This window comes from Pseudoalteromonas sp. SCSIO_11900 (assembly GCF_000576475.1).
GTDB lineage: Bacteria > Pseudomonadota > Gammaproteobacteria > Enterobacterales > Alteromonadaceae > Pseudoalteromonas > Pseudoalteromonas tetraodonis.
In genome coordinates this window covers 452,732-471,653 of record NZ_KK070023.1, presented here as the reverse complement: position 1 = coordinate 471,653, position 18,922 = coordinate 452,732, and the positions used below count along the sequence as shown (strand labels likewise).

The following is an 18,922-nucleotide window of genomic DNA, read 5'->3' as shown; positions in this document are numbered from 1 at the left end:
AGTGAGTTAAATTAACTGACGGGGTAGGATGTTTACTTACCCCATCAGTTTAATGAAATAGCTTGTTGCTGAGCTATTTGTACATATTTACGTTCGACCAGTTGCGATACTGGCACCAGTTCAAATCCTTGCTCACTTAATTGCGGCAAAGCGTGGCGTAAAAAATCGATGGTTTCGGGGTAGGGATGCGCTATTGCAATGGCAAACTGATACTTAGTTGCTTTTGATTTTAGCTCTTCTAATCTTAATTGTAGTTGCTCTGTAGTCGTTATATTGTCTAAAAATACATGTCGGCTAATGTTTTCCACTCCCAAAAAGTTGGCTGCATTCTGAGCTTGGCTTAATTCAGTTGTACGGCTATCAAGAAAATATAGCTGGCGTTTTTTGAGTACTTCCATGGTCCATTTCATTGCTTGGCTTTGTTGAGTCAGCGCAGAGCCCATATGGTTATTAACTCCTTTAACTTGCGGTAAACTCGCCAGCGCATTCCCGAGCGTTTGTTGAAGTTTTGCTTTATCCATATTTAAAGTGAGCGCACCTGGCCCGAGTTTTTTACCATTTAAAGCCTGCATAGGAACATGCAACAGGAGCTCTTTATTTGACTGACTAGCAAGGGTTGCAAATATTTGAGAATAGGGGGTGTGGGGCAATATTGAATAGGACAACTGCCCAGGTAAACTCAGGAATTCTAAATCACGTTGATGATATCCAATATCATCGATCACTATGGCTATTTGCTTGGCTTTAACAGCACTCGTTGTTGCAAATAAGGCTAAAAAAAGCCCAGCTAACACCATTAAATTTATAATTTTCACGTTTTATAATTTTTATTATCTTTAAATAGTTTACCGTTTTTATTGCATGCTAAGTAGCTGTTTTGCTTTTACTAACTGGATATCGGCTAATTCTTCAGCGTTAAAAACGGAGTTTTGTTCTGATTGTTCATTTTTTATTATAACGGCTTTATTTGTTTGTGGAAGTGTTGTTTGATTAATCGCCACATTTGGAGTTACGCCAATACCTTCAATCGATTCACCTGATGGCGTAAAGTAGCGTGCGGTGGTTAGTTTTAAGGCGGTATCACCATCGCCTAATGGAATGAGTGATTGTACCGATCCTTTGCCAAACGACTGACTCCCCACTATTTTTGCACGCATATTTTCTTTTAGTGCTGCAGCCAGTATTTCTGCTGCTGAGGCTGAGTTTTCATTAATCAGGACAACAATAGGTGCGCCTTTTAAAATATCGCCGCGCTTAGCGTAAAACGACTGATTAGAATCATAAAAACGTCCTTTGGTTGTTACTATTAGACCATCTTGTAAAAAGAGATCTGCCACAGCAACCGCGCTTTTTAAAGTCCCGCCAGGGTTGTCTCGTAAATCAATAATCAGGCCTTTTAATGCGTGGCCGTAATGGTTTTGCATAGCGGCTATTTGTAAGGCAACTTCATGCAAGGTGTGGTTTGAAAAGGTATTTATAGCAATATAACCGCCACCAGCATCAAGTAGTTGCTTAGTTACACTGGCCAGTTTTATTTGTTTTCTGCTGAGGTTAAATATGAGCGGTGTTAGATTGTTATTTCGGATAATACTTAGTTGTACTTTATTGTTGGGGCTGTCTTTAATTTGCTGCGCGACTATATCAATAGGACTATTTTTAATCTGCTGATTATTAACTGCTGTAATAATATCGCCAGCTCGCAGGCCGACTTGTTTAGCAGGCGAATTATTAATTACTTTAACAATCGTGGTGCGCTGCTCAATATTTTTGACCTCAATGCCTAAGCCAGTATAGCGACCATTGGTATTATCAAATAACGCATTTAGCTCATTTTTATCTAAATATTTAGAGTAGGGATCGAGTTTAGAGTATAAACGTTCAAATTGAGAGGTGTTGTATTCAATGTATTCACTGTTATGCAGTGCCAAATCATCAACGTAGTAGGTATGAATATTAAACAGTATTTCATTTATTTTTTGGCTTTCTAAATCTTTGACCGAACTGGCATGAGCATTATTTATAAAGCCAAAAAGTGCCAATAAAAAAAATAACTGCAAACAAAACCAAAACATTGGTTTTGTTTGCGATACTTTTTTTTGGCAAATGTGTGTGTTTATCATAACTGCCTCTACTAGGATGCAGTTATTTTGATACTAAATACGCCTGCACCATTTTATGGGATTAACAGCACGCCCTTTATGACGTATTTCAAAGTATAGACCAGAATCAGCTTGTCCACCGCTTTGCCCAACTAATGCAACGCTTTCACCTTCTCTGACCATATCGCCCACGTCTTTTAGCAAAGTTTGTGCATGCCCGTATAAGCTCATAAAGCCTTCTCCGTGGTCCACAACAATCACCCAGCCGTAACCTTTTAACCAATCTGCAAATACCACCTGACCGTTATGAATGCTATTTACTGAAGTGCCCTCTGCAGCAGAAATTAATACGCCTTTCCAGTTAATTCCGCCGTGCTTACGTTGGCCAAACTTGTGCGTTAGTTTGCCTTTACTCGGCCAGCTTAATCTTCCTTTATTTTTATTTAGGCCCAATAGCTCAATTTTTGTGGTTTTTTCTTCTTCAAGTTCTTTAATAGTTGCTATCAGCGTTTGTTCGTTCTCTTCTAAGTAACTAATTGAATTTTTTGTTTTATTTAACTGCTTTTTTAGATTTTTTAGGCTGGCTTGGCGCTCATTTTTAGCGTCAAGAAGCGCTGCTTGTCGCCTTTTTTGTTCATCAAATAAAGCAACTAGCTTTTCTTTTGTTTTTTCAAGCTCAGCTTGGTTTTTCGCAATTTCTATTTGCAGCGCTTTAAGTTCATCAAGCTGCTTTATGCGGGCTTTATTTAAGTAGTTGTAATAGCTAAGCGTACGTTCAAATTTAGCGGTATTTTCTTGGTTAAGCAGCATTTTTGAATAGTCATCACTACCTGCCATATAAGCACTTTTTAACTGTGCTGCTAACACACGCTGAAATTGGGCTTGTTGTTTTTCAAGCTTTATCGCGCGTTGTTGTTGCTCTGCTTGCTGTTGTTGTGTTTTTTTAACTGATTGCTCAGCCATATTGAGTGCTTTAGCGTTTTTCGCTATAGCGAGTTCATGTGCTTTTAGCTTTTGCTGCTGTTTAGCTATTTCTTTTTGCTGTTGTTGATATTCAGCTTGGCTTTGCTCTAAAGCCACTTGAACTTGGGATAGGTCTTTTTTAGTGCGATCTTCATTAGCCACGGCAACGCCAGTGACTAATGAATGCAGTACACAGATACACGCAATGACGCGGTATGCGCTTTTTTTCATAGGTTATTTCAACACCATAATTGGCGACCCTGTCATTTCTGCAGGTTGCTCTAACCCCATTAAATGCAGCATGGTTGGGGCAACATCGCTCAAGGCTTTGCCTGAATAAGCTTGTGCATCGCGACCTACATAAATAAACGGCACGGGCTCACTGGTATGTGCTGTGTGCGCTTGGCCTGTTTTAAGGTTTGCCATTTGCTCTGCATTGCCATGATCGGCGGTAATAAGTGCTTCGCCGCCATATTCTTTCAATGCATCCACTACACGGCCAATACAGTTATCTACTGCCTCACAGGCTTTAACTGCAGCCTCAAATACACCTGAATGACCGACCATGTCGCCATTAGGGTAGTTACAAATAATGGCATCGTATTTTCCACTTTTTATTGCTTCTACTAGCTTATCGGTAAGCATTTTTGAGTTCATTTCTGGCTGCAAATCATAAGTTGCAACCTGAGGTGATGGGATAAGTTCACGGGTTTCGCCGTCAAACTCATCTTCTCGTCCACCACTGAAGAAAAAGGTAACATGAGCATATTTTTCAGTTTCAGAAATACGCAGTTGAGTTTTACCTTGTTTTTCAAACCATTCGCCAAGTACGTTATTAAGCGGCGAGGGGCCAAAAGCAACAGGCGCATCTATATCGGCTGCGTATTCAGTCATCATCACAAAGCCGCTAAGCTCAGGCGATTTTTTCTTATTAAAGCCGTCAAAGCCTGGTTCTACAAAGGCGCGGGTTATTTCGCGTGCGCGGTCTGCTCTAAAGTTTGCAAATATAATGGTGTCGCCATCATTTACTTTTACAGGTTCGCTGCCTTTAGGAGTGATCGTGCTGGCTGCTACAAATTCGTCATTTTCATCGCGCTCATAAGCGGCATTTAGTGCACTTACGCCTTCTTCATAATCAAAATCACCTTCACCTAAGGTGATTAAATTATAGGCTTTTTCAACACGGTTCCAGCGGTTGTCTCTGTCCATGGCATAGTAACGGCCAATTAGTGAGGCTAAACGGCCACATTTAAGTTCGCTAAATAAGGCTTCAATACGCTCAATAGACGCTTTAGCACTACGCGGTGGTGTATCGCGTCCATCTAAAAAGGCATGAAAGTACACCTCTTTAGCGCCGCGTTTTGCAGCCAGTTGTATACTGGCAACAATATGATCTTCGTGGCTATGCACGCCACCTGGACTTAACAGTCCCATAATGTGTACAGCTTTGCTGGCATGAACAGCTTTATCAATGTTTTCAACAAGTGCAGGGGTCGTATCAAATTCGCCATCATCAATGGCTTTGGTGATACGGGTAAAATCTTGATACACAATACGGCCTGCGCCTAAATTAACATGACCCACCTCAGAATTACCCATTTGGCCATCAGGAAGACCGACATCTAAACCCGATGCTGAAATTAATGTATGAGGACGTGTGGCCCAAAGCTCATCTAATACAGGGGTGTTAGCAGCTAAAATAGCATTGCTTTGCTCATCTTCTCTGTATCCCCAGCCATCTAAAATCATTAATACCAGTGGTTTTTTATGCTCTGTCATAGTCACTCCTATTAGGGTCTGTTGACCTTTGCGGATTAAAATTTGTTCAAACTAGGGGCGGTTTAATCGCGGCGCGAGGTTTGTAACCTAGTGGGCTAAGTAAAAACCGAGCAAAGCTTCCGCGTCCTGCTCACGCCCCTTACCTACATCCATGTAGGCAACAAAGAGTAAATCGCCCCTAGGCAGAACCCTTCGGGCAGCACCTGTTTGTCATTGATGCTGCGTTATCGCCTATTTATGGGGAATAACCACACCACATAGGCTCTGCCTTACCTAAATACCAAACAGACTGCTGCAAATTTAACCTTGAAAGATCAACAGACCCTAGCGTTGCTAAAATACACGCTAACATTAATGCCAACATGCCAAGTCTTAGCATACCGCGTTTTATAGCTAGGATCAGCAATGAAAAGAAGATATTAAAAATTTTTAATTAGGATTGGCTAAATTAAAAACTTTAAAGGGCTAGGTTATTTTTCAGTTAAAAAGAGCAGGGCATTGTGGCTTTCAAGCGTGCTTAAACTCGCATTTTTAGCTGATTTGGGTATACTTGCGCGGCTAATCTCTATTTTATTCAAGTATTGAATAGGGTTGTGGGGTAAGTTAAGCCTATATTGTAGGTTAAAATTCAGAGTAGCCTAACAGCGCTCTATTGATTTGCTGATGAGTGACTGCTCATTGTGCAAGTGCAATTGGTAAGAATTTAAAATATCTAAAACATCCGTTTTAGTATGTAACTTTATAGTGGAAGTCGAATGGATCAATATATTGAATTTGTCTCAAACCATCCAATTTTAAGCCTAGCTTGGGTTGCGATTGCGTTTCTTATTATTAGTGGCGCAATAAAAAGTAAATTTTCAGCAATTCGTCAAATCAATCCTCAGCAGTTAACGTTACTAATTAACCGCGAAGACGGCCAGGTTGTTGATATGCGTGGGCAAAAAGAGTTTAAAACCGGCCATATTGCCGGTGCTGTGCACTTAAACCCAGAAAAAGCTAAAGAATCTGATTTCTCAACCCTTGAAAAGTATAAGAGCAAACCCATTATAGTGGTATGTGCTGCAGGCATGACTGCTTCAGGTGTTGCAACCGCAATGCATAAAGCAGGCTATGAACAGGTTTATGTTTTATCTGGCGGTATGGGTGCGTGGCAATCAGCAAGTCTGCCAACAACAAGCGGTCGCTAATATCTCTTAGCTAAACCGATTAAGGATTAATTATGAGTAACGTTGTTTTATACACCAAAGGATATTGTCCTTTTTGCCATCGCGCATTAGCGCTGTTAGACAGCAAAGGTGTAAAATACACAAATATTGATATTGGCGTTCAGCCAGAGCTTCGCGATGAAATGATCGCCAAAGCCGGTGGCGCAAGCACGGTTCCACAAATTTTTATCAACGATGAACACATCGGTGGCTGTGACGACATGATGGCACTAGAAGCGCAAGGTCACCTTGATGCTAAGCTCAGTGCTTAATTTAATTAATTATAATAAATAACAGGTTAGGAATAACAATGAACGAACAAAATCAAAACGCAGCAGCAGAAGCTGATGCAGGTGCACAGTTTACTATTCAACGTATTTACACTAAAGATGTGTCGTTTGAAACGCCAAATTCGCCAGCTATTTTTCAAAAAGAGTGGGCTCCAGAAGTAAAATTAGATTTAGATACGCGCTCTAACAAGCTTGATGAAGGTGTTTACGAAGTAGTGCTTGCGCTAACTGTAACGGCATCTATCGGTGAAGAAACTGCGTTTTTATGTGAAATTCAACAAGCAGGTATCTTTACGATTGCTGACGTTGAGGAAATGCAATTAGCGCACATGCTAGGTGCATTTTGCCCTAACGTGTTATTCCCATATGCACGTGAAGCGGTATCTAACTTAGTAAATCGTGGTACGTTCCCACAACTTAATCTTGCGCCAGTTAACTTTGACGCATTATTTGCACAGTACATGCAGCAACGCACAGCGCAAGCTGAGCAGGCTACAGCAGACGCTTAATTTATGAATACAGCCACATCAGCTGTTAGTGTTTTAGGGGCGGGGTCGTATGGCACCGCCCTTGCTATTTGTTTAGCCCGAAATGGCCACAAAGTGACTTTATGGGGACGCAATAGCCAAGACGTTGCGACGCTTGCAGCTGAGCGAAAAAATCAACGTTACTTACCTGATATTCCTTTTCCTGACACCTTAATCCTTGAAGCAGATTTACAGCGTGCAACGCAAAGTAGCGATATTGTTTTGGTTGTTGTGCCAAGCCACGCATTTGCTGACACATTAAAGCAAATCAAACCTGCTTTGCGCCCAAATGCAAAAATAGCTTGGGCCACCAAAGGGCTAGAGCCAAATACTGGGCGTTTGTTACAAGAAGTGGCAGTGCAAGAGCTAGGTGAAGAGGTGCCATTAGCGGTACTTTCAGGGCCAACCTTTGCCAAAGAAATGGCGATGGGATCACCAACTGCAATTTCGGTGTCATCAACATCATCGGCATTTGCTAAACAAATAGCCGATTTATTGCATTGCGGGCGCTCGTTTAGGGTGTATAACAATGATGATTTTATTGGTATACAGCTCGGTGGTGCGGTTAAAAACGTGATTGCCATTGGTGCGGGAATTTCTGATGGAGTGGGGTTTGGTGCAAATGCTCGTACCGCGCTTATCACTCGTGGTTTAGCAGAGTTGTCGCGTTTAGGGTGTGCACTGGGTGCAAAACCTGAAACCTTCATGGGCATGGCTGGGTTAGGTGATTTAATTCTGACCTGTACCGATAACCAATCGCGCAATCGCCGTTTTGGTTTAGCCTTAGGCAAAGGTGAGAGTGTTGATGATGCCATTGCATCAATCGGCCAAGTGGTTGAAGGCTTTAGAAATACCAAAGAAGTGTACTTACTAGCTCAACGCGCTGGTGTGGAAATGCCAATTACCGAGCAAATATATAAAGTACTCTATGAAAATAAAGACATGAAAGCGGCTGCTATGGCCTTATTAGGTCGTGAACAAAAGTCAGAATAAATGCTTCACTATTCTTTAAAAATTAAAAAACCGACATAATGAAGTGACCCCATAAAGTTGGACTCATTTTTAAGCGGCTGCCAAGGCCTGATTTCGATACTGTATCGGACTCAGGCCTTTTAGTTTCAGCTTAATACGCTCGTTGTTGTAATAGTCGATATATTCTTTGATGTTTTCAATAAGCTCATTCACGTCTTTAAACGTTTCGTTGTGGTACATCTCACTCTTCAATATGCCGAAGAAGTTCTCAGCAACCGCATTATCTAAACAATTTCCTTTTCTAGACATACTTTGTTGCAACCCTTTTTCCTTGAGATGATTTTGATATTGTTTGTTTTGATATTGCCACCCTTGATCTGAGTGTACAACTGGCTTTTCATTTGGCTTCAACCTAGCAGTTGCTGTTTTAAGCATGTCAGTTACCAAAGGGAGTGCAACGGATTTTCTGACTTCGTAACTGATTACCTCTTGGTTGAATAGGTCAATCATAGGCGATAGATATACCTTCTCATTATTCACTTTAAACTCTGTCACATCCGTCACCCATTTTTGATTTGGCTTCTGCGCACTAAACTCACGGTTAAGCGTATTTTCTGCGATTTTACCCACTTCACCTTTATAGGATTTATAACGCTTAGGCCTTACTTTTGACTTGAGGCCTAACTCATTCATCAGCCGTTGAACGCGCTTATGATTAACAAGTACCCCCATTGTTCTCAGAGCACTCGTAATTCTGCGATAGCCATATCGTCCTTTATGCGCGTGATAGATATCACGTATTTTTACCAGTAAATCATTGCTTGCACAGGGTTGCTTACAAGTAGTGCGATGATAATAGTAAACACTCTTTGGCAGCCCTGTAGCCTTTAAAAGGTGTCGTAAGCTATGTTTTGCCTTGAACTCTTCGACGACTATCGTCTTGTCTTTGCTTTTTTCTTTCTGGCTTGAGCCAAGGCTTCTAACTTTTTTAGCACATCATTCTCTGCTCGTAAGTATGCTAATTCTTCTCGTAACTCCTCCTCAGTCATTTGCTCTACTGGTTTTGATGAAGAAGAATTATTAGTCATGACTGGCCTACCTTTTATTTGTGGTTTGAGACGTGATATACCATCACGAGCATAAAGCTTTTGCCATTGAAAAAGAATGCCAGGGGACGATAAATCGAAAAAAGCACTGGTATAACCGAGTGACCAACTGTTTGCTGTCATCGTTTTTAACACTTCTACCTTAAATGCTTGAGAATAAGGTTTGTGAACAGACCTGAAGCTTTCAGCGCCATGAATTCGATAAATAGCGGTCCAATATCGGACCTGCCTATCTGTAACATTAAATCTGTTGCTTACTGTCGAAGAGCTTTCAGACAAAGCGAGCTCTGCTATTTTGAGCTTAAAAGCTCGATGATGTTTGGACATAAAAAGACCCCCAGTAATTGGAATGTCCAACTATTGGGGGTCACTTCAATAATGTCGGTTTTTTATTATTGGTAAATAATTACTGCGCGTTTACAAAGCCAAGCTGGCGCCAAGATTCATACACAAACACAGCTACTGCATTAGACAGATTCATACTGCGACTATCGGCTTGCATAGGTATACGCACGCGTTGCTCGTTTGGCAGTGCTTGAATCATGTCATCAGGTAAGCCTCGGGTTTCTGGGCCGAATACTAAGCAATCACCCGCTTCATACTGTGCTTGGTGATGAAATTGGCTACCTTTAGTAGTGCAAGCATACACCTTTTTAGGTTGGCACTTTTCTAAATAAGCATCAAATGAGGCATGGCGTTGTACATGGCTAAATTCGTGATAGTCAAGTCCAGCGCGTTTTACACGTTTGTCATCCCACTCAAACCCTAACGGTTCAATTAAATGCAATGAATAGCCAGTATTGGCACATAAACGAATGATATTCCCGGTGTTAGGCGGAATTTCAGGTTGGTATAAAACAATATCCAGCACAATAAGCCCTATAAAATCTTTAATTTGACTGGCTCAGTATACACGAACAATGAATAAAAAATGATATACTACAAACATTAAATACAACTTACACTTGGACAGATACGTGCATAATCGCAGTTATGAATTTTGGGTCAAAGCTTCAAGCATAGTGACCATGGTCATGGTGAGCCTAATGATTGCGACCAAAGCATGGGCTTGGCTGGCGTCGGGTTCGGCGTCAATGCTTGGCTCATTAACCGACTCATTAATGGATATTACCGCGACGCTAATGAGCTTTTTAGTTTTATCGTATGCACTGCGTCCTGCGGATGATGACCACCGGTTTGGTCACGGTAAAGCGGAGGCGCTTGCAGGGTTAGGCCAAGCTGCATTTATTGCGGGCTCGGGCTGTTTATTAATGTTTCACGGTATCGAGCGATTAATAAACCCAGTTGAGCTTTCGCACTCATTATTAGGTGTATGGGTGAGTATTTTTGCCATTGCTTGTACCTTGGTAATTGTATTTGTGCAAAATAAAGTCGTGAAGCACACAGAATCAATCGCTATAAAAGCCGACTCCGTTCACTACAAGGGCGATTTAATTTTAAATGCGGCGGTATTGCTTGCTATTTTACTCGCCTACTATGGCGTACTGTATGCCGACCCATTGTTTGCTATCGGTGTGGCAGGTTATTTATTGTATAACAGTTGGGATATAGCGACCGAAAGTGCCTCGCATTTAATGGACAAAGAGCTACCCGATGAAGAAAAGCAAAGTATTTTTGAAATAGCGCGTAACCATAATGATGTTTATGGCGTTCACGGTATTCGCACTCGACAGGGCGGTAAAGTTAAGTTTATTCAACTGCATTTAGAGCTTGATGACAATTTACCACTTATTCGTGCCCATAAAGTGGCAGATGAAGTGGAGCTGATGATCACTCAGCAATTTGAATCTGAAGTTGATATTTTGATTCACCTAGATCCGCTGTCGCTTAGTAGTTAACCTATTGAATCACAAAATTTATAAAGGCTTGTCAGCAATGGTTGGCGAATTTCGTCCCGCTCAAAAAACAGCTCGTGCTTAGCCCCTTTAAACTGCTTTATTAGGGTGTTTTTATGTCGGCTTGCAAGCTTATGCTGAGCTTGGTTATCAACCACTTCGTCATTTTCTGCGCTGGCTATAAATAACGGGGTTGTTATGGATAGTTTATCGAGCGCTTTAATAAATGAAAAAACAGTATGCAGCCAGCCATAGGTAACACCGCCTAATTGTAATAGTGGCGTTTGCTGATAAGTTGCCCTAAATTGATCATAGCGTATTTGGCTACTGGTTAAAGTGTTAAGCGCAAACTCTTCAGGTGTATAATCGCTTTGTCCTAACGCATAACACCCTGAGAACCCTAATAATGACGCACTGGCGGCGATAAACTGTGCTACGGGTTTTGGTATTCCTTTAGTATGAATATCAAACATGGGCGCAGATAAAAACGCCCCACTAAAGTCATGTGAGTAACGTGCTAAGTAATCAAACGCAATAGCGCCGCCCATTGAATGGCTAAGCAGTAGTTTTTTACCTTGCCAATGCTGCTTTACCACCTCAAGATTGAATTGATTAAGATCGTGACTGTAATCTTCAAATTGTTTGACATAGCCTTTATGGGGGTTTTTTAATAACCGATAAGAGCGCCCTTGGCCTTGGTGATCAACAATAAAAACAGCAAAATTATTACAATAAAGCTCCCAAAGCAGCTCTTTGTATTTATCGAGCCCTTCAATGCGCCCAGAACTAATAACAATGGCAGTGTGGGCCTGTTTAGGCTTAGCGTAAGCATAAAATAATTTACCGGCAGCCGTGCTTAAATAGGCTTTTTTGAGTGTATTAGTATAAAACTCATTAATGGCAGGCAGGTTATTTTCAAGCTCGCTTTCATTGCTATAAAACATGGTCTCTCTTTTGTATTGGTAAGCTTATCTCAACGCATAACCCGCCAGCGTCCTTATTTGATAAAGCTAAATTTCCGCCGTGGGCAATCACCGCATTTTTTGCAATGGCTAAACCCAGCCCAGTGCCGCCGCTGACTCGGTCGCGGGCGTCTGATTGCCTAAAAAATGGCTCACATAGTTTATCAAGTTGCGCTGCGGGAACGCCAGGGCCGTCATCACATATTTGTATAGTGATGATATCACTGTGTTTTAAGGTGATGCTAATAGTATGTTGTGCGTATTTAATTGCATTACGTAAAATATTTTCTAGAGCACTGGCAATCAGCATTTCGTCGCACTCTATATTTACCTCAGCATCACCTTGAATATGCAGCGTTTTATTGTGCTGTTTTGCTTCAAACTGAGCATCGTTAATCACATGGTCAACAATAACTTGTAACGACTGCGCTTGCAGTGATAAAGGTTGGCTATTGGCTTCTAAGCGCGATACCTGCAATACATCGGCTATCATTTTATCAAGTTGATTTGCTTCTTTTTCAATACGCAATAAATACGATTGGCTGGCCTCACTCGCTTGCATTTGCGCCAGCCCTGTGGCCATTTTTAAGCGTGTTAGTGGGGAGCGCAATTCATGGGATATATCGGCAAGTAAACGCTTTTGAGCGCTAAGTAGTTGCTCTAATTGATCAGCCATACGGTTAAAATCGCGTCCTAAAACTCCAAGCTCATCTTTTCGTTGACTATTTATTGATGCGCGCGCACTTAAATCGCCATTTGAGAGCCTAATTGCAGCTTGTTTTAAACTATTTATAGGGGCAATTAAGTTACGACTAAATAAAAAACTTAATGTAAGTGAGGCGATAATGGCGATAGAAATTTTTAACCAAACCGGCAACAATCTTAAGCGAATAAAGAGCGGTCGCTGTTGATTTATATCGATTTCATATAACGCAAATTCGCCTTCAGGTACTCGAATGCGCACAGGGCCAAAAGCTTGGTAATATTCAGTAAAAATAATTTGAGGTGGCATGCCTTCACTAAAGTTCAGTAAGCTAAAATCAATATTATTCTCAACTTTTTTACTGATCAAAAACTCATCGCTACTTAGTGAATTTAAATAAAGTAACTTGCGTTTACTCAAACGCGGGTGAGTAATAATGTCATGAATAGAGCGCTTGTGTTTATGTGCACTACGTTCGATACCTCGAGCCAAGTGTTCTAGATTTTTTTGCTTGGGCCCTTTTAGGGGGTCATGGCTAATAGCATTGATCAGCGAAATATTACTTAAGAAAAATAGCGCAGTAAAAGTGCCAATGATCGTTAGCCAAAACCAAGCAAAGACTTTAAAAAACAAATAATGTCGAGGGTGTCTTAACCAGCTAAAACGCGTTACTTTACTCTCCTTGGATAAAGACATAACCCGTCCCTCGAATAGTTTTAATTTTTTCACCCGCGATATGCTCGGCTATTTTTTTTCGAATATTACTCACATGCATATCAATTGAGCGGTCAAACGAAGCTAAGCGCCTCCCGAGCACTTCTTCACTTATTTGCTCTTTGCTGACAACTTCGCCGGCATTTTTAATCAATAACACCAGTACTTCGTACTCTGTGCCAGTCAGTGTGAGGGTGTGCTCGTTAATAGCGGCCTCTCGGGCTGCCAAATTAACTGTAATGCCATTTACATTCATTTTGCTAGGCGTTGCAACGTTTAGGCTATTAATGTGCTCTATGCGGCGGGTAATGGCTTTTACACGGGCAAGCAACTCGCGGTGATTAAAGGGTTTAGCTATGTAATCGTCTGCGCCAAGCTCTAGGCCAAAAATGCGGTCAAAGTCTTCGCCTTTTGCAGTGAGCATAATGACCGGAGTTAGCTTGGTTTGCCTAAGTTGTTTAAGTACTTCAAAGCCATCAAGGGTGGGGAGCATTACATCAAGCAATATCAGCGCGTAGTCATTTGACAAAGCAAGCTTTAAGCCTTGCTCGCCATCGTGAACGCTTTGTACGTCAAAGCCTTGCGCGGCTAAATATTCAGTGAGTAGTTCGCACAAACCTGTGTCGTCATCAATCATTAATAGCTTCATTTCAAACCCTTAGGCAATTTCTATATGGATATTTTACTTCTTAAATTGTGTAAAAGTGAATCTTTACACAACCTTTACACTGCTTTGCGTTACTTTGCGTTGCAAGCGGTATAGTTAACTCACTGGCTAAGCAGCCACAATCAAATTCAATCCATCCAATATTAAGGTGATGATTATGACTAAAGTAAATACACTTTCAAAATTAGTACTTATTTGTGGTCTAGCAACGGCTACACTTGGTGCCAGTAGCGTATTAGCAAAAGGCGGCATGCACGATAAGCAAGGGCATTCTCAAGCGCGTTTTTTACTCTCTGAGCGCGGCGCAGACAAACTTAGTCTAACCGACGAGCAGCAAACTAAGCTTGAAGCTATTTTTGAAGCGCAAAAAACGCAAATGAAAGCGCTACGTGGCGGCGATAAAGAAGCACGTAAAGCACAGCGCGAAGCGCATAAAGCAAAAATGGATGCACTACTTAGCGCTCCAACGTTTGACGAAAACGCGGCGAAAGAGCTATTAACCGCACGCCAAGATAAGAAACAGCAATTGGGGTTAATTAAATTAAAAACCCAGCATCAAGTAATGCAATTGCTTAACGCTGAGCAAAAAGAAAAGTTAGCTAAAATACAGCAACGCCGCAGATAGAAGGGCTAGGTGCGAGAGGCGAGGTCCGCAACCCGAAGCCCCGCGTATTTACAGAATATTTTGAACCACAGAGGGGGCAGAGGCGCTTTGCGCTCCCCAGAGTTGCCTGTTGCTAAAACCTAAAACCTAAAACCTAAAACCTAACACTGACGCGGGTTGAACCCGCAGCTACAGGTATAAAAAAACCTTGCTATGTTAACAGCAAGGTTTTTAAGTTTCTCGAACCTCGAACCTCGAACCTCGAACCTCGAACCTCGAACCTTTAAAAATCACTTAAAAAAGTCATCTTCGTTTTTTGCCATCATTGCTTCAATATCTTCAATCATGTCTTGGCTGAACTCATCTGCAGATGTAATTGGCGCTGAAATTTTATTATTTTCAAACGACCATTCACCTAAATCAATAAGTTGGCAACGTTTTGAACAAAAAGGGCGATTCGGACTTTGTGCTGACCATTCTACTTTTGCTTTACAGGTTGGGCAGTTAACCACTGTTGGCATAATTTACTCTCACATTAATATAGGCTTTGCGACTCAATTTATAATAAACAGCTAAGCTTTCTATTTAAAAACTAGTGACACGATTAATCTCAGCAAGTGAGGTCACACCCTCTGCAGCTTTACGAATACCCGATAAACGCAAATTGTTATATCCTGCTTTAAGTGATACCTCAGCAATTTCTAATGAGTTACCGCCGCGCATTATAATTTGCGCTATTTCAGGCGTAATTTTCATTACTTCGTAAATGCCAACACGGCCTTTGTAGCCATCGGTACAGTTTTCACAGCCTTTAGGTGCGTATAAAACCATGTCTTGAATTTGTTGTTCACTAAAGCCTTGGCGTATAAGCTCTTCGCGAGGTAATTGCTCTGGTGTTTTACATTTAGAGCATAACCTTCGGGCTAAACGCTGAGCTATAATTAAACTAATAGAACTGGCCACATTATACGCGGGTACACCCATATTTAACAAACGAGTAATTGTTTCTGGCGCTGAATTGGTATGCAGTGTTGAGAGCACCAAGTGACCGGTTTGCGCCGCTTTAATTGATATTTCTGCAGTTTCTAAATCACGTATTTCACCCACCATCACCACATCGGGATCTTGACGTAAAAACGCCCGCAGTGCATTAGCAAAGGTCATATCGGCTTTAGTATTTATTTGTACTTGGTTAACCCCTTCGAGGTTAATTTCTACCGGATCTTCGGCGGTACTAATATTCCGCTCCGGCTGATTGAGTATATTTAAGCCCGTATACAAAGATACCGTTTTACCCGAACCGGTTGGGCCGGTAACCAAAATCATGCCTTGCGGTTGCTCAAGTGCATCAAGGTATAGTTTTTTCTGCTCGGGTTCATAGCCTAATACATCAATACCTAGCATGGCACTTGATGAATCAAGAATACGCATTACAATTTTTTCGCCCCATAAAGTGGGCATGGTACTAACACGAAAATCAATACTTTTACGCTCAGTGATTTTAAGCTTAATACGGCCGTCTTGTGGTTTACGCTTTTCTGCAATATCCAGTCGCGACATTACTTTTATTCGCGCCGATAGCTTACTGGCCAATGTTTTTGGCGGGCTGGCAACTTCGTGCAAAATACCATCTATGCGAAAGCGAATACGATATTTGTGTTCATAAGGTTCAAAGTGTAAATCTGAGGCGCCTTTTTTTATTGCATCCATTAAAATTTTATTAATGTAGACAATTATCGGGGCGTCGTCTTTGTCATCGTCTTTAGGGGTGTGTTCTTTGTGCTGCTCAGAATCGAGTTCAGCAAACTCTTTAAATTCATCTTCACTTAAATTTAAACTGCCAGTGGCATCGAGTAATTGCTCAATTTTGTTATCGAGCTGGACGTAGTCAACCACAACTACTTCGCACGATAAACCCGTGCTAAATTCAAAGTTTTCAAAAGCGCCGTAATCGGTAGGATCTGAGGCGGCAATATACACTTTCCTGCCTTTTTGTACCAAAGGCAAAATGTGGTGTTTGCGGATCAGCTTTTCTTTAACTAGCTCGGCAGGAATTTGTGCAACATTAAAATCTTTTAAATCAAAAAAAGGCACTCTAAATAAATCAATGCATTGCTGCGCTAAATCTTTACTGTCTATTTTTCCACATTTAGAGATAAGCTCTGCGGTTGACGCAAAGTCTTGCTGCCTGGCTTTTATGGTATCGGTATCAACCCGGCCGAGGGTAATAAATTTTCTTAATAACGGTGAGTTAATATTCATTGCGCACCTGATTTAATCCTTCATTTGTCAGCAATTTATCAGAAAAAAGAAAGGAATACATTAATCGTACCAATGCAGCAGATAATTTACTGATAAAAATATCAGTTTATTGCGCTGTGATTGGGTTAGTCACTCTATATTGTAGACTTTGCTTGCTGTAAATAATAATTATGTAGTTTAAGTAAGTCTTGTTTTACATCGCTTAGGTCGCGGTTATTATTTAAAATATCATCCGCTTTTTGTTGTTTATGCTCACGAGACATTTGTGCGTCAATAATTTGTTTTGCTTGTTCAGTGCTTATATTGTCGCGCTGTGTAGTACGTGCAATTTGCACCTCTTTGGGAACATCTATTAGCAAAGTACGATGACAGTAGCCATCAAGCCCATTTTCAAATAATAGTGGGGCAACTAACACCACGTAGTCGCTTTGCGCGTTTTTTAAGTCAGTGAGTAGTTTAGTGCGTATTAAAGGGTGCAGCAGGGCATTGAGCCACGCTTTTTGCTCAGCGTTACTAAAAATACGCGCTCTTAGCTCGCCACGATTTAAAGCGCCATGTTCATCGAGTATGTCAGTGCCAAAATGCGCAATAATCGCTTTTAAGCCATCAGTGCCGGGTTCAACCACTTGGCGAGCCACTATATCTGCATCCACAATAGTAATACCTAGTGCTGCCAACATATCGCTAACTGCAGTTTTACCGCAGCCAATCCCGCCGGTTAGCCCTAGCACCCAGTTATTTTTATGATGTTGTGTATTGCTCATAGTTAGTAGCCAATAAAATTAAAATAGCTGTTTTGCAGTTGTGTGCCCCATAGCATAGTGATCCAACCGGCTATTGCTAAGTAAGGGCCAAAAGGAATAGGCGTTGCTTTGTCTTTACCTTGAATGCTCAGCAGGGCAATGCCAATTACAGCGCCAACCACGCTGGAGAGCAAAATAATGGTTAATAGCGACTGCCAGCCAAGTAGAGCACCAAACACCGCTAGTAACTTAAAGTCGCCATAGCCCATGCCTTCTTTGCCGGTTAATAGCTTAAATAGCCAAAACATACTCCACAGGCTTAAATAGCCGCAGGCGGCCCCGATTATCGCATCACTCGGGCTTATTGTTACGCCCATTACAGCGGCTATAAGCGCAAGCCATACTAGCGGTAAAGTAAGCTGGTCCGGCAGTAACATGTGGTCAATATCAATAAAGGTGAGCGCGACTAAAATCCAAGTAACAAAAGTATATAAAAGGGCCTGATCTGTAGCACCAAAGCGGTAGGCAACCACTAAACTTAAAATAGCGGTAATGGCTTCAACGAGAGGGTAACGAACTGATATTGGGTTGTTACAGGTCGCGCATTGTCCTTTTAAAAATAACCAACTAATAATAGGAATATTTTGCCATGGCTTAATGGCTGCTTTGCACTTTGGGCAACATGAATTGGGTTTAACTAAGTTAAACGTGTTAGTAGTGTGTTCAGTGGTCTGTTTAGCCTTTTGGCTGGTTAGTTCATCGGCTAATAATAAGCGGCATTCAGTTTGCCATTCTTTTTGCATCATTAGCGGCAAGCGATAAATCACCACATTTAAAAAGCTACCAATACATAAACTCACTAGGCCAATCGTGGTTAAGTAAAACCATAAATGGCTTTGCATTGCGGTGATGATATCAATAAAAAAAGTATGCATTTATCTTACCTAAAACTAAATTCTGCGTTGATAATACAGTGGTTTTATTTAAGTGCAAAGTTAGGATTAGGTTAAAGGTTAAAGGTTAAAGGTTAAAGGTTAAAGGTTCGGGCTACGAGTTGCGGGGAACCACCGCGTTTTAATTGTTCTGTAGATACCATCTCTCTTTATAGGCTTCAAGATCGTATTTAACTTTCTTGGAGCTTAAACGCTTCTTGATTTTTTATTACACCAAAACATATATGAATGAGTTTACGCATATTGGCGCCAATGATTTGCATCGACGTTTTGCCATTATTCAGCAAGGCTATTTTTTGCTGTTGTATCTTATAATTCCACTGCCCAGCGACTACTGCTGCCATATAAAGTTTACTTCTTATTTTTGAGGGCCCTAGCTTGCTCATAGTTGTACGGCCCTTCATTTTCCCAGACTCATGCAGCCGCGGTATTAAGCCACAGTAGGCAGCAGCTTGCTTAGCTCTGCTGAAATTTTTAGCGGCGAATATATACGTCAGCTCCCGAGACATAACAGGCC

At 41.3% G+C, this 18,922-nt stretch carries 21 protein-coding genes; 6 read left to right on the top strand and 15 right to left on the bottom strand.

Annotated features, from left to right (window positions below):
• Positions 1 to 44 precede the first annotated feature (44 nt).
• From BG00_RS02160 to gpmM, 4 genes are read right to left on the bottom strand one after another with little or no spacing between them, the layout of a single operon-like run.
• On the bottom strand, positions 45 to 797 hold the full coding sequence (locus BG00_RS02160; protein WP_036979186.1) for a divergent polysaccharide deacetylase family protein: 753 nt from the start codon (positions 795 to 797) through the stop codon (positions 45 to 47).
• A 57-nt stretch (positions 798 to 854) separates the two neighbouring features.
• Entirely contained in the window at positions 855 to 2,120 is a 1,266-nt protein-coding gene (locus tag BG00_RS02155) for a S41 family peptidase (protein ID WP_036980251.1), read from the bottom strand.
• Positions 2,121 to 2,153: 33 nt separating this feature from the next.
• Positions 2,154 to 3,293: a murein hydrolase activator EnvC family protein gene (locus BG00_RS02150; protein WP_024601721.1), complete on the bottom strand. Its 1,140-nt coding sequence runs from the start codon at positions 3,291 to 3,293 to the stop codon at positions 2,154 to 2,156.
• A gap of 3 nt (positions 3,294 to 3,296) precedes the next feature.
• On the bottom strand, positions 3,297 to 4,841 hold the full coding sequence (gpmM, locus tag BG00_RS02145; protein WP_036980250.1) for a 2,3-bisphosphoglycerate-independent phosphoglycerate mutase: 1,545 nt from the start codon (positions 4,839 to 4,841) through the stop codon (positions 3,297 to 3,299).
• Between the two features lie 755 nt (positions 4,842 to 5,596).
• Here gpmM and BG00_RS02140 point away from each other — a divergent pair.
• The 4 genes from BG00_RS02140 to gpsA are packed head-to-tail and all read left to right on the top strand — an operon-like array spanning position 5,597 to position 7,856.
• On the top strand, positions 5,597 to 6,028 hold the full coding sequence (locus tag BG00_RS02140) for a rhodanese-like domain-containing protein (RefSeq protein ID WP_013465947.1): 432 nt from the start codon (positions 5,597 to 5,599) through the stop codon (positions 6,026 to 6,028).
• 32 nt (positions 6,029 to 6,060) lie between these two features.
• Positions 6,061 to 6,318, top strand: coding sequence for a glutaredoxin 3 (grxC, locus tag BG00_RS02135; RefSeq protein ID WP_016899746.1), 258 nt, complete (start codon positions 6,061 to 6,063; stop codon positions 6,316 to 6,318).
• A gap of 38 nt (positions 6,319 to 6,356) precedes the next feature.
• Positions 6,357 to 6,845: a protein-export chaperone SecB gene (gene secB / locus BG00_RS02130; protein WP_013465945.1), complete on the top strand. Its 489-nt coding sequence runs from the start codon at positions 6,357 to 6,359 to the stop codon at positions 6,843 to 6,845.
• Positions 6,846 to 6,848: 3 nt separating this feature from the next.
• The gene (gene gpsA / locus BG00_RS02125) at positions 6,849 to 7,856 is read left to right on the top strand and encodes an NAD(P)H-dependent glycerol-3-phosphate dehydrogenase (RefSeq protein WP_036980249.1); all 1,008 of its coding nucleotides are present in this window, start codon (positions 6,849 to 6,851) and stop codon (positions 7,854 to 7,856) included.
• Between the two features lie 69 nt (positions 7,857 to 7,925).
• Here gpsA and BG00_RS02120 read toward each other — a convergent pair whose 3' ends face one another.
• The 3 genes from BG00_RS02120 to trmL form a co-directional block, all read right to left on the bottom strand.
• On the bottom strand, positions 7,926 to 8,771 hold the full coding sequence (locus BG00_RS02120) for an IS3 family transposase (RefSeq protein ID WP_250653896.1): 846 nt from the start codon (positions 8,769 to 8,771) through the stop codon (positions 7,926 to 7,928).
• Positions 8,768 to 9,268: a transposase gene (locus tag BG00_RS02115; protein WP_036979831.1), complete on the bottom strand. Its 501-nt coding sequence runs from the start codon at positions 9,266 to 9,268 to the stop codon at positions 8,768 to 8,770. Before BG00_RS02115 ends, BG00_RS02120 begins: the two co-directional genes overlap by 4 nt.
• 79 nt (positions 9,269 to 9,347) lie before the next feature.
• On the bottom strand, positions 9,348 to 9,812 hold the full coding sequence (trmL, locus tag BG00_RS02110) for a tRNA (uridine(34)/cytosine(34)/5-carboxymethylaminomethyluridine(34)-2'-O)-methyltransferase TrmL (RefSeq protein ID WP_013465943.1): 465 nt from the start codon (positions 9,810 to 9,812) through the stop codon (positions 9,348 to 9,350).
• 157 nt (positions 9,813 to 9,969) lie between these two features.
• Between trmL and BG00_RS02105 the strand changes: the two genes are divergently transcribed.
• Positions 9,970 to 10,800: a cation diffusion facilitator family transporter gene (locus tag BG00_RS02105; protein ID WP_076916062.1), complete on the top strand. Its 831-nt coding sequence runs from the start codon at positions 9,970 to 9,972 to the stop codon at positions 10,798 to 10,800.
• Here BG00_RS02105 and BG00_RS02100 read toward each other — a convergent pair.
• From BG00_RS02100 to BG00_RS02090, 3 genes are read right to left on the bottom strand one after another with little or no spacing between them, the layout of a single operon-like run.
• A complete protein-coding gene (locus BG00_RS02100) occupies positions 10,797 to 11,741 on the bottom strand; it encodes an alpha/beta fold hydrolase (RefSeq protein WP_008114910.1) in 945 nt (314 codons plus the stop codon). The two genes, BG00_RS02105 and BG00_RS02100, sit on opposite strands and share 4 nt — an antisense overlap.
• Complete coding sequence (locus tag BG00_RS02095) at positions 11,731 to 13,158, bottom strand: ATP-binding protein (protein ID WP_036980248.1); 1,428 nt, start codon at positions 13,156 to 13,158, stop codon at positions 11,731 to 11,733. Before BG00_RS02095 ends, BG00_RS02100 begins: the two co-directional genes overlap by 11 nt.
• Positions 13,136 to 13,825 (bottom strand): response regulator, encoded by a 690-nt coding sequence (locus tag BG00_RS02090; RefSeq protein ID WP_036980247.1) that lies wholly within the window; start codon positions 13,823 to 13,825, stop codon positions 13,136 to 13,138. Before BG00_RS02090 ends, BG00_RS02095 begins: the two co-directional genes overlap by 23 nt.
• Positions 13,826 to 14,000: 175 nt before the next feature.
• Here BG00_RS02090 and BG00_RS02085 point away from each other — a divergent pair, with 175 nt between their 5' ends.
• Positions 14,001 to 14,468: a Spy/CpxP family protein refolding chaperone gene (locus tag BG00_RS02085; protein ID WP_036980246.1), complete on the top strand. Its 468-nt coding sequence runs from the start codon at positions 14,001 to 14,003 to the stop codon at positions 14,466 to 14,468.
• A gap of 269 nt (positions 14,469 to 14,737) precedes the next feature.
• Here the strand turns inward: BG00_RS02085 and yacG are convergent, their stop codons facing one another.
• The 5 genes from yacG to BG00_RS02060 form a co-directional block, all read right to left on the bottom strand.
• Positions 14,738 to 14,968, bottom strand: coding sequence for a DNA gyrase inhibitor YacG (gene yacG, locus BG00_RS02080; RefSeq protein ID WP_024601728.1), 231 nt, complete (start codon positions 14,966 to 14,968; stop codon positions 14,738 to 14,740).
• Between the two features lie 64 nt (positions 14,969 to 15,032).
• Complete coding sequence (gene pilB / locus BG00_RS02075; protein ID WP_036980245.1) at positions 15,033 to 16,709, bottom strand: type IV-A pilus assembly ATPase PilB; 1,677 nt, start codon at positions 16,707 to 16,709, stop codon at positions 15,033 to 15,035.
• Positions 16,710 to 16,843: 134 nt separating this feature from the next.
• Positions 16,844 to 17,473 carry a dephospho-CoA kinase gene (gene coaE / locus BG00_RS02070; RefSeq protein ID WP_036980244.1) on the bottom strand — a complete coding sequence of 210 codons (630 nt, stop codon included), beginning with the start codon at positions 17,471 to 17,473 and terminating at the stop codon, positions 16,844 to 16,846.
• A gap of 2 nt (positions 17,474 to 17,475) precedes the next feature.
• Entirely contained in the window at positions 17,476 to 18,387 is a 912-nt protein-coding gene (locus tag BG00_RS02065) for a prepilin peptidase (RefSeq protein ID WP_036980243.1), read from the bottom strand.
• Positions 18,388 to 18,575: 188 nt separating this feature from the next.
• A partial coding sequence (locus tag BG00_RS02060; protein WP_150111316.1) for a transposase occupies positions 18,576 to 18,922 on the bottom strand: 347 nt, incomplete at its 5' end.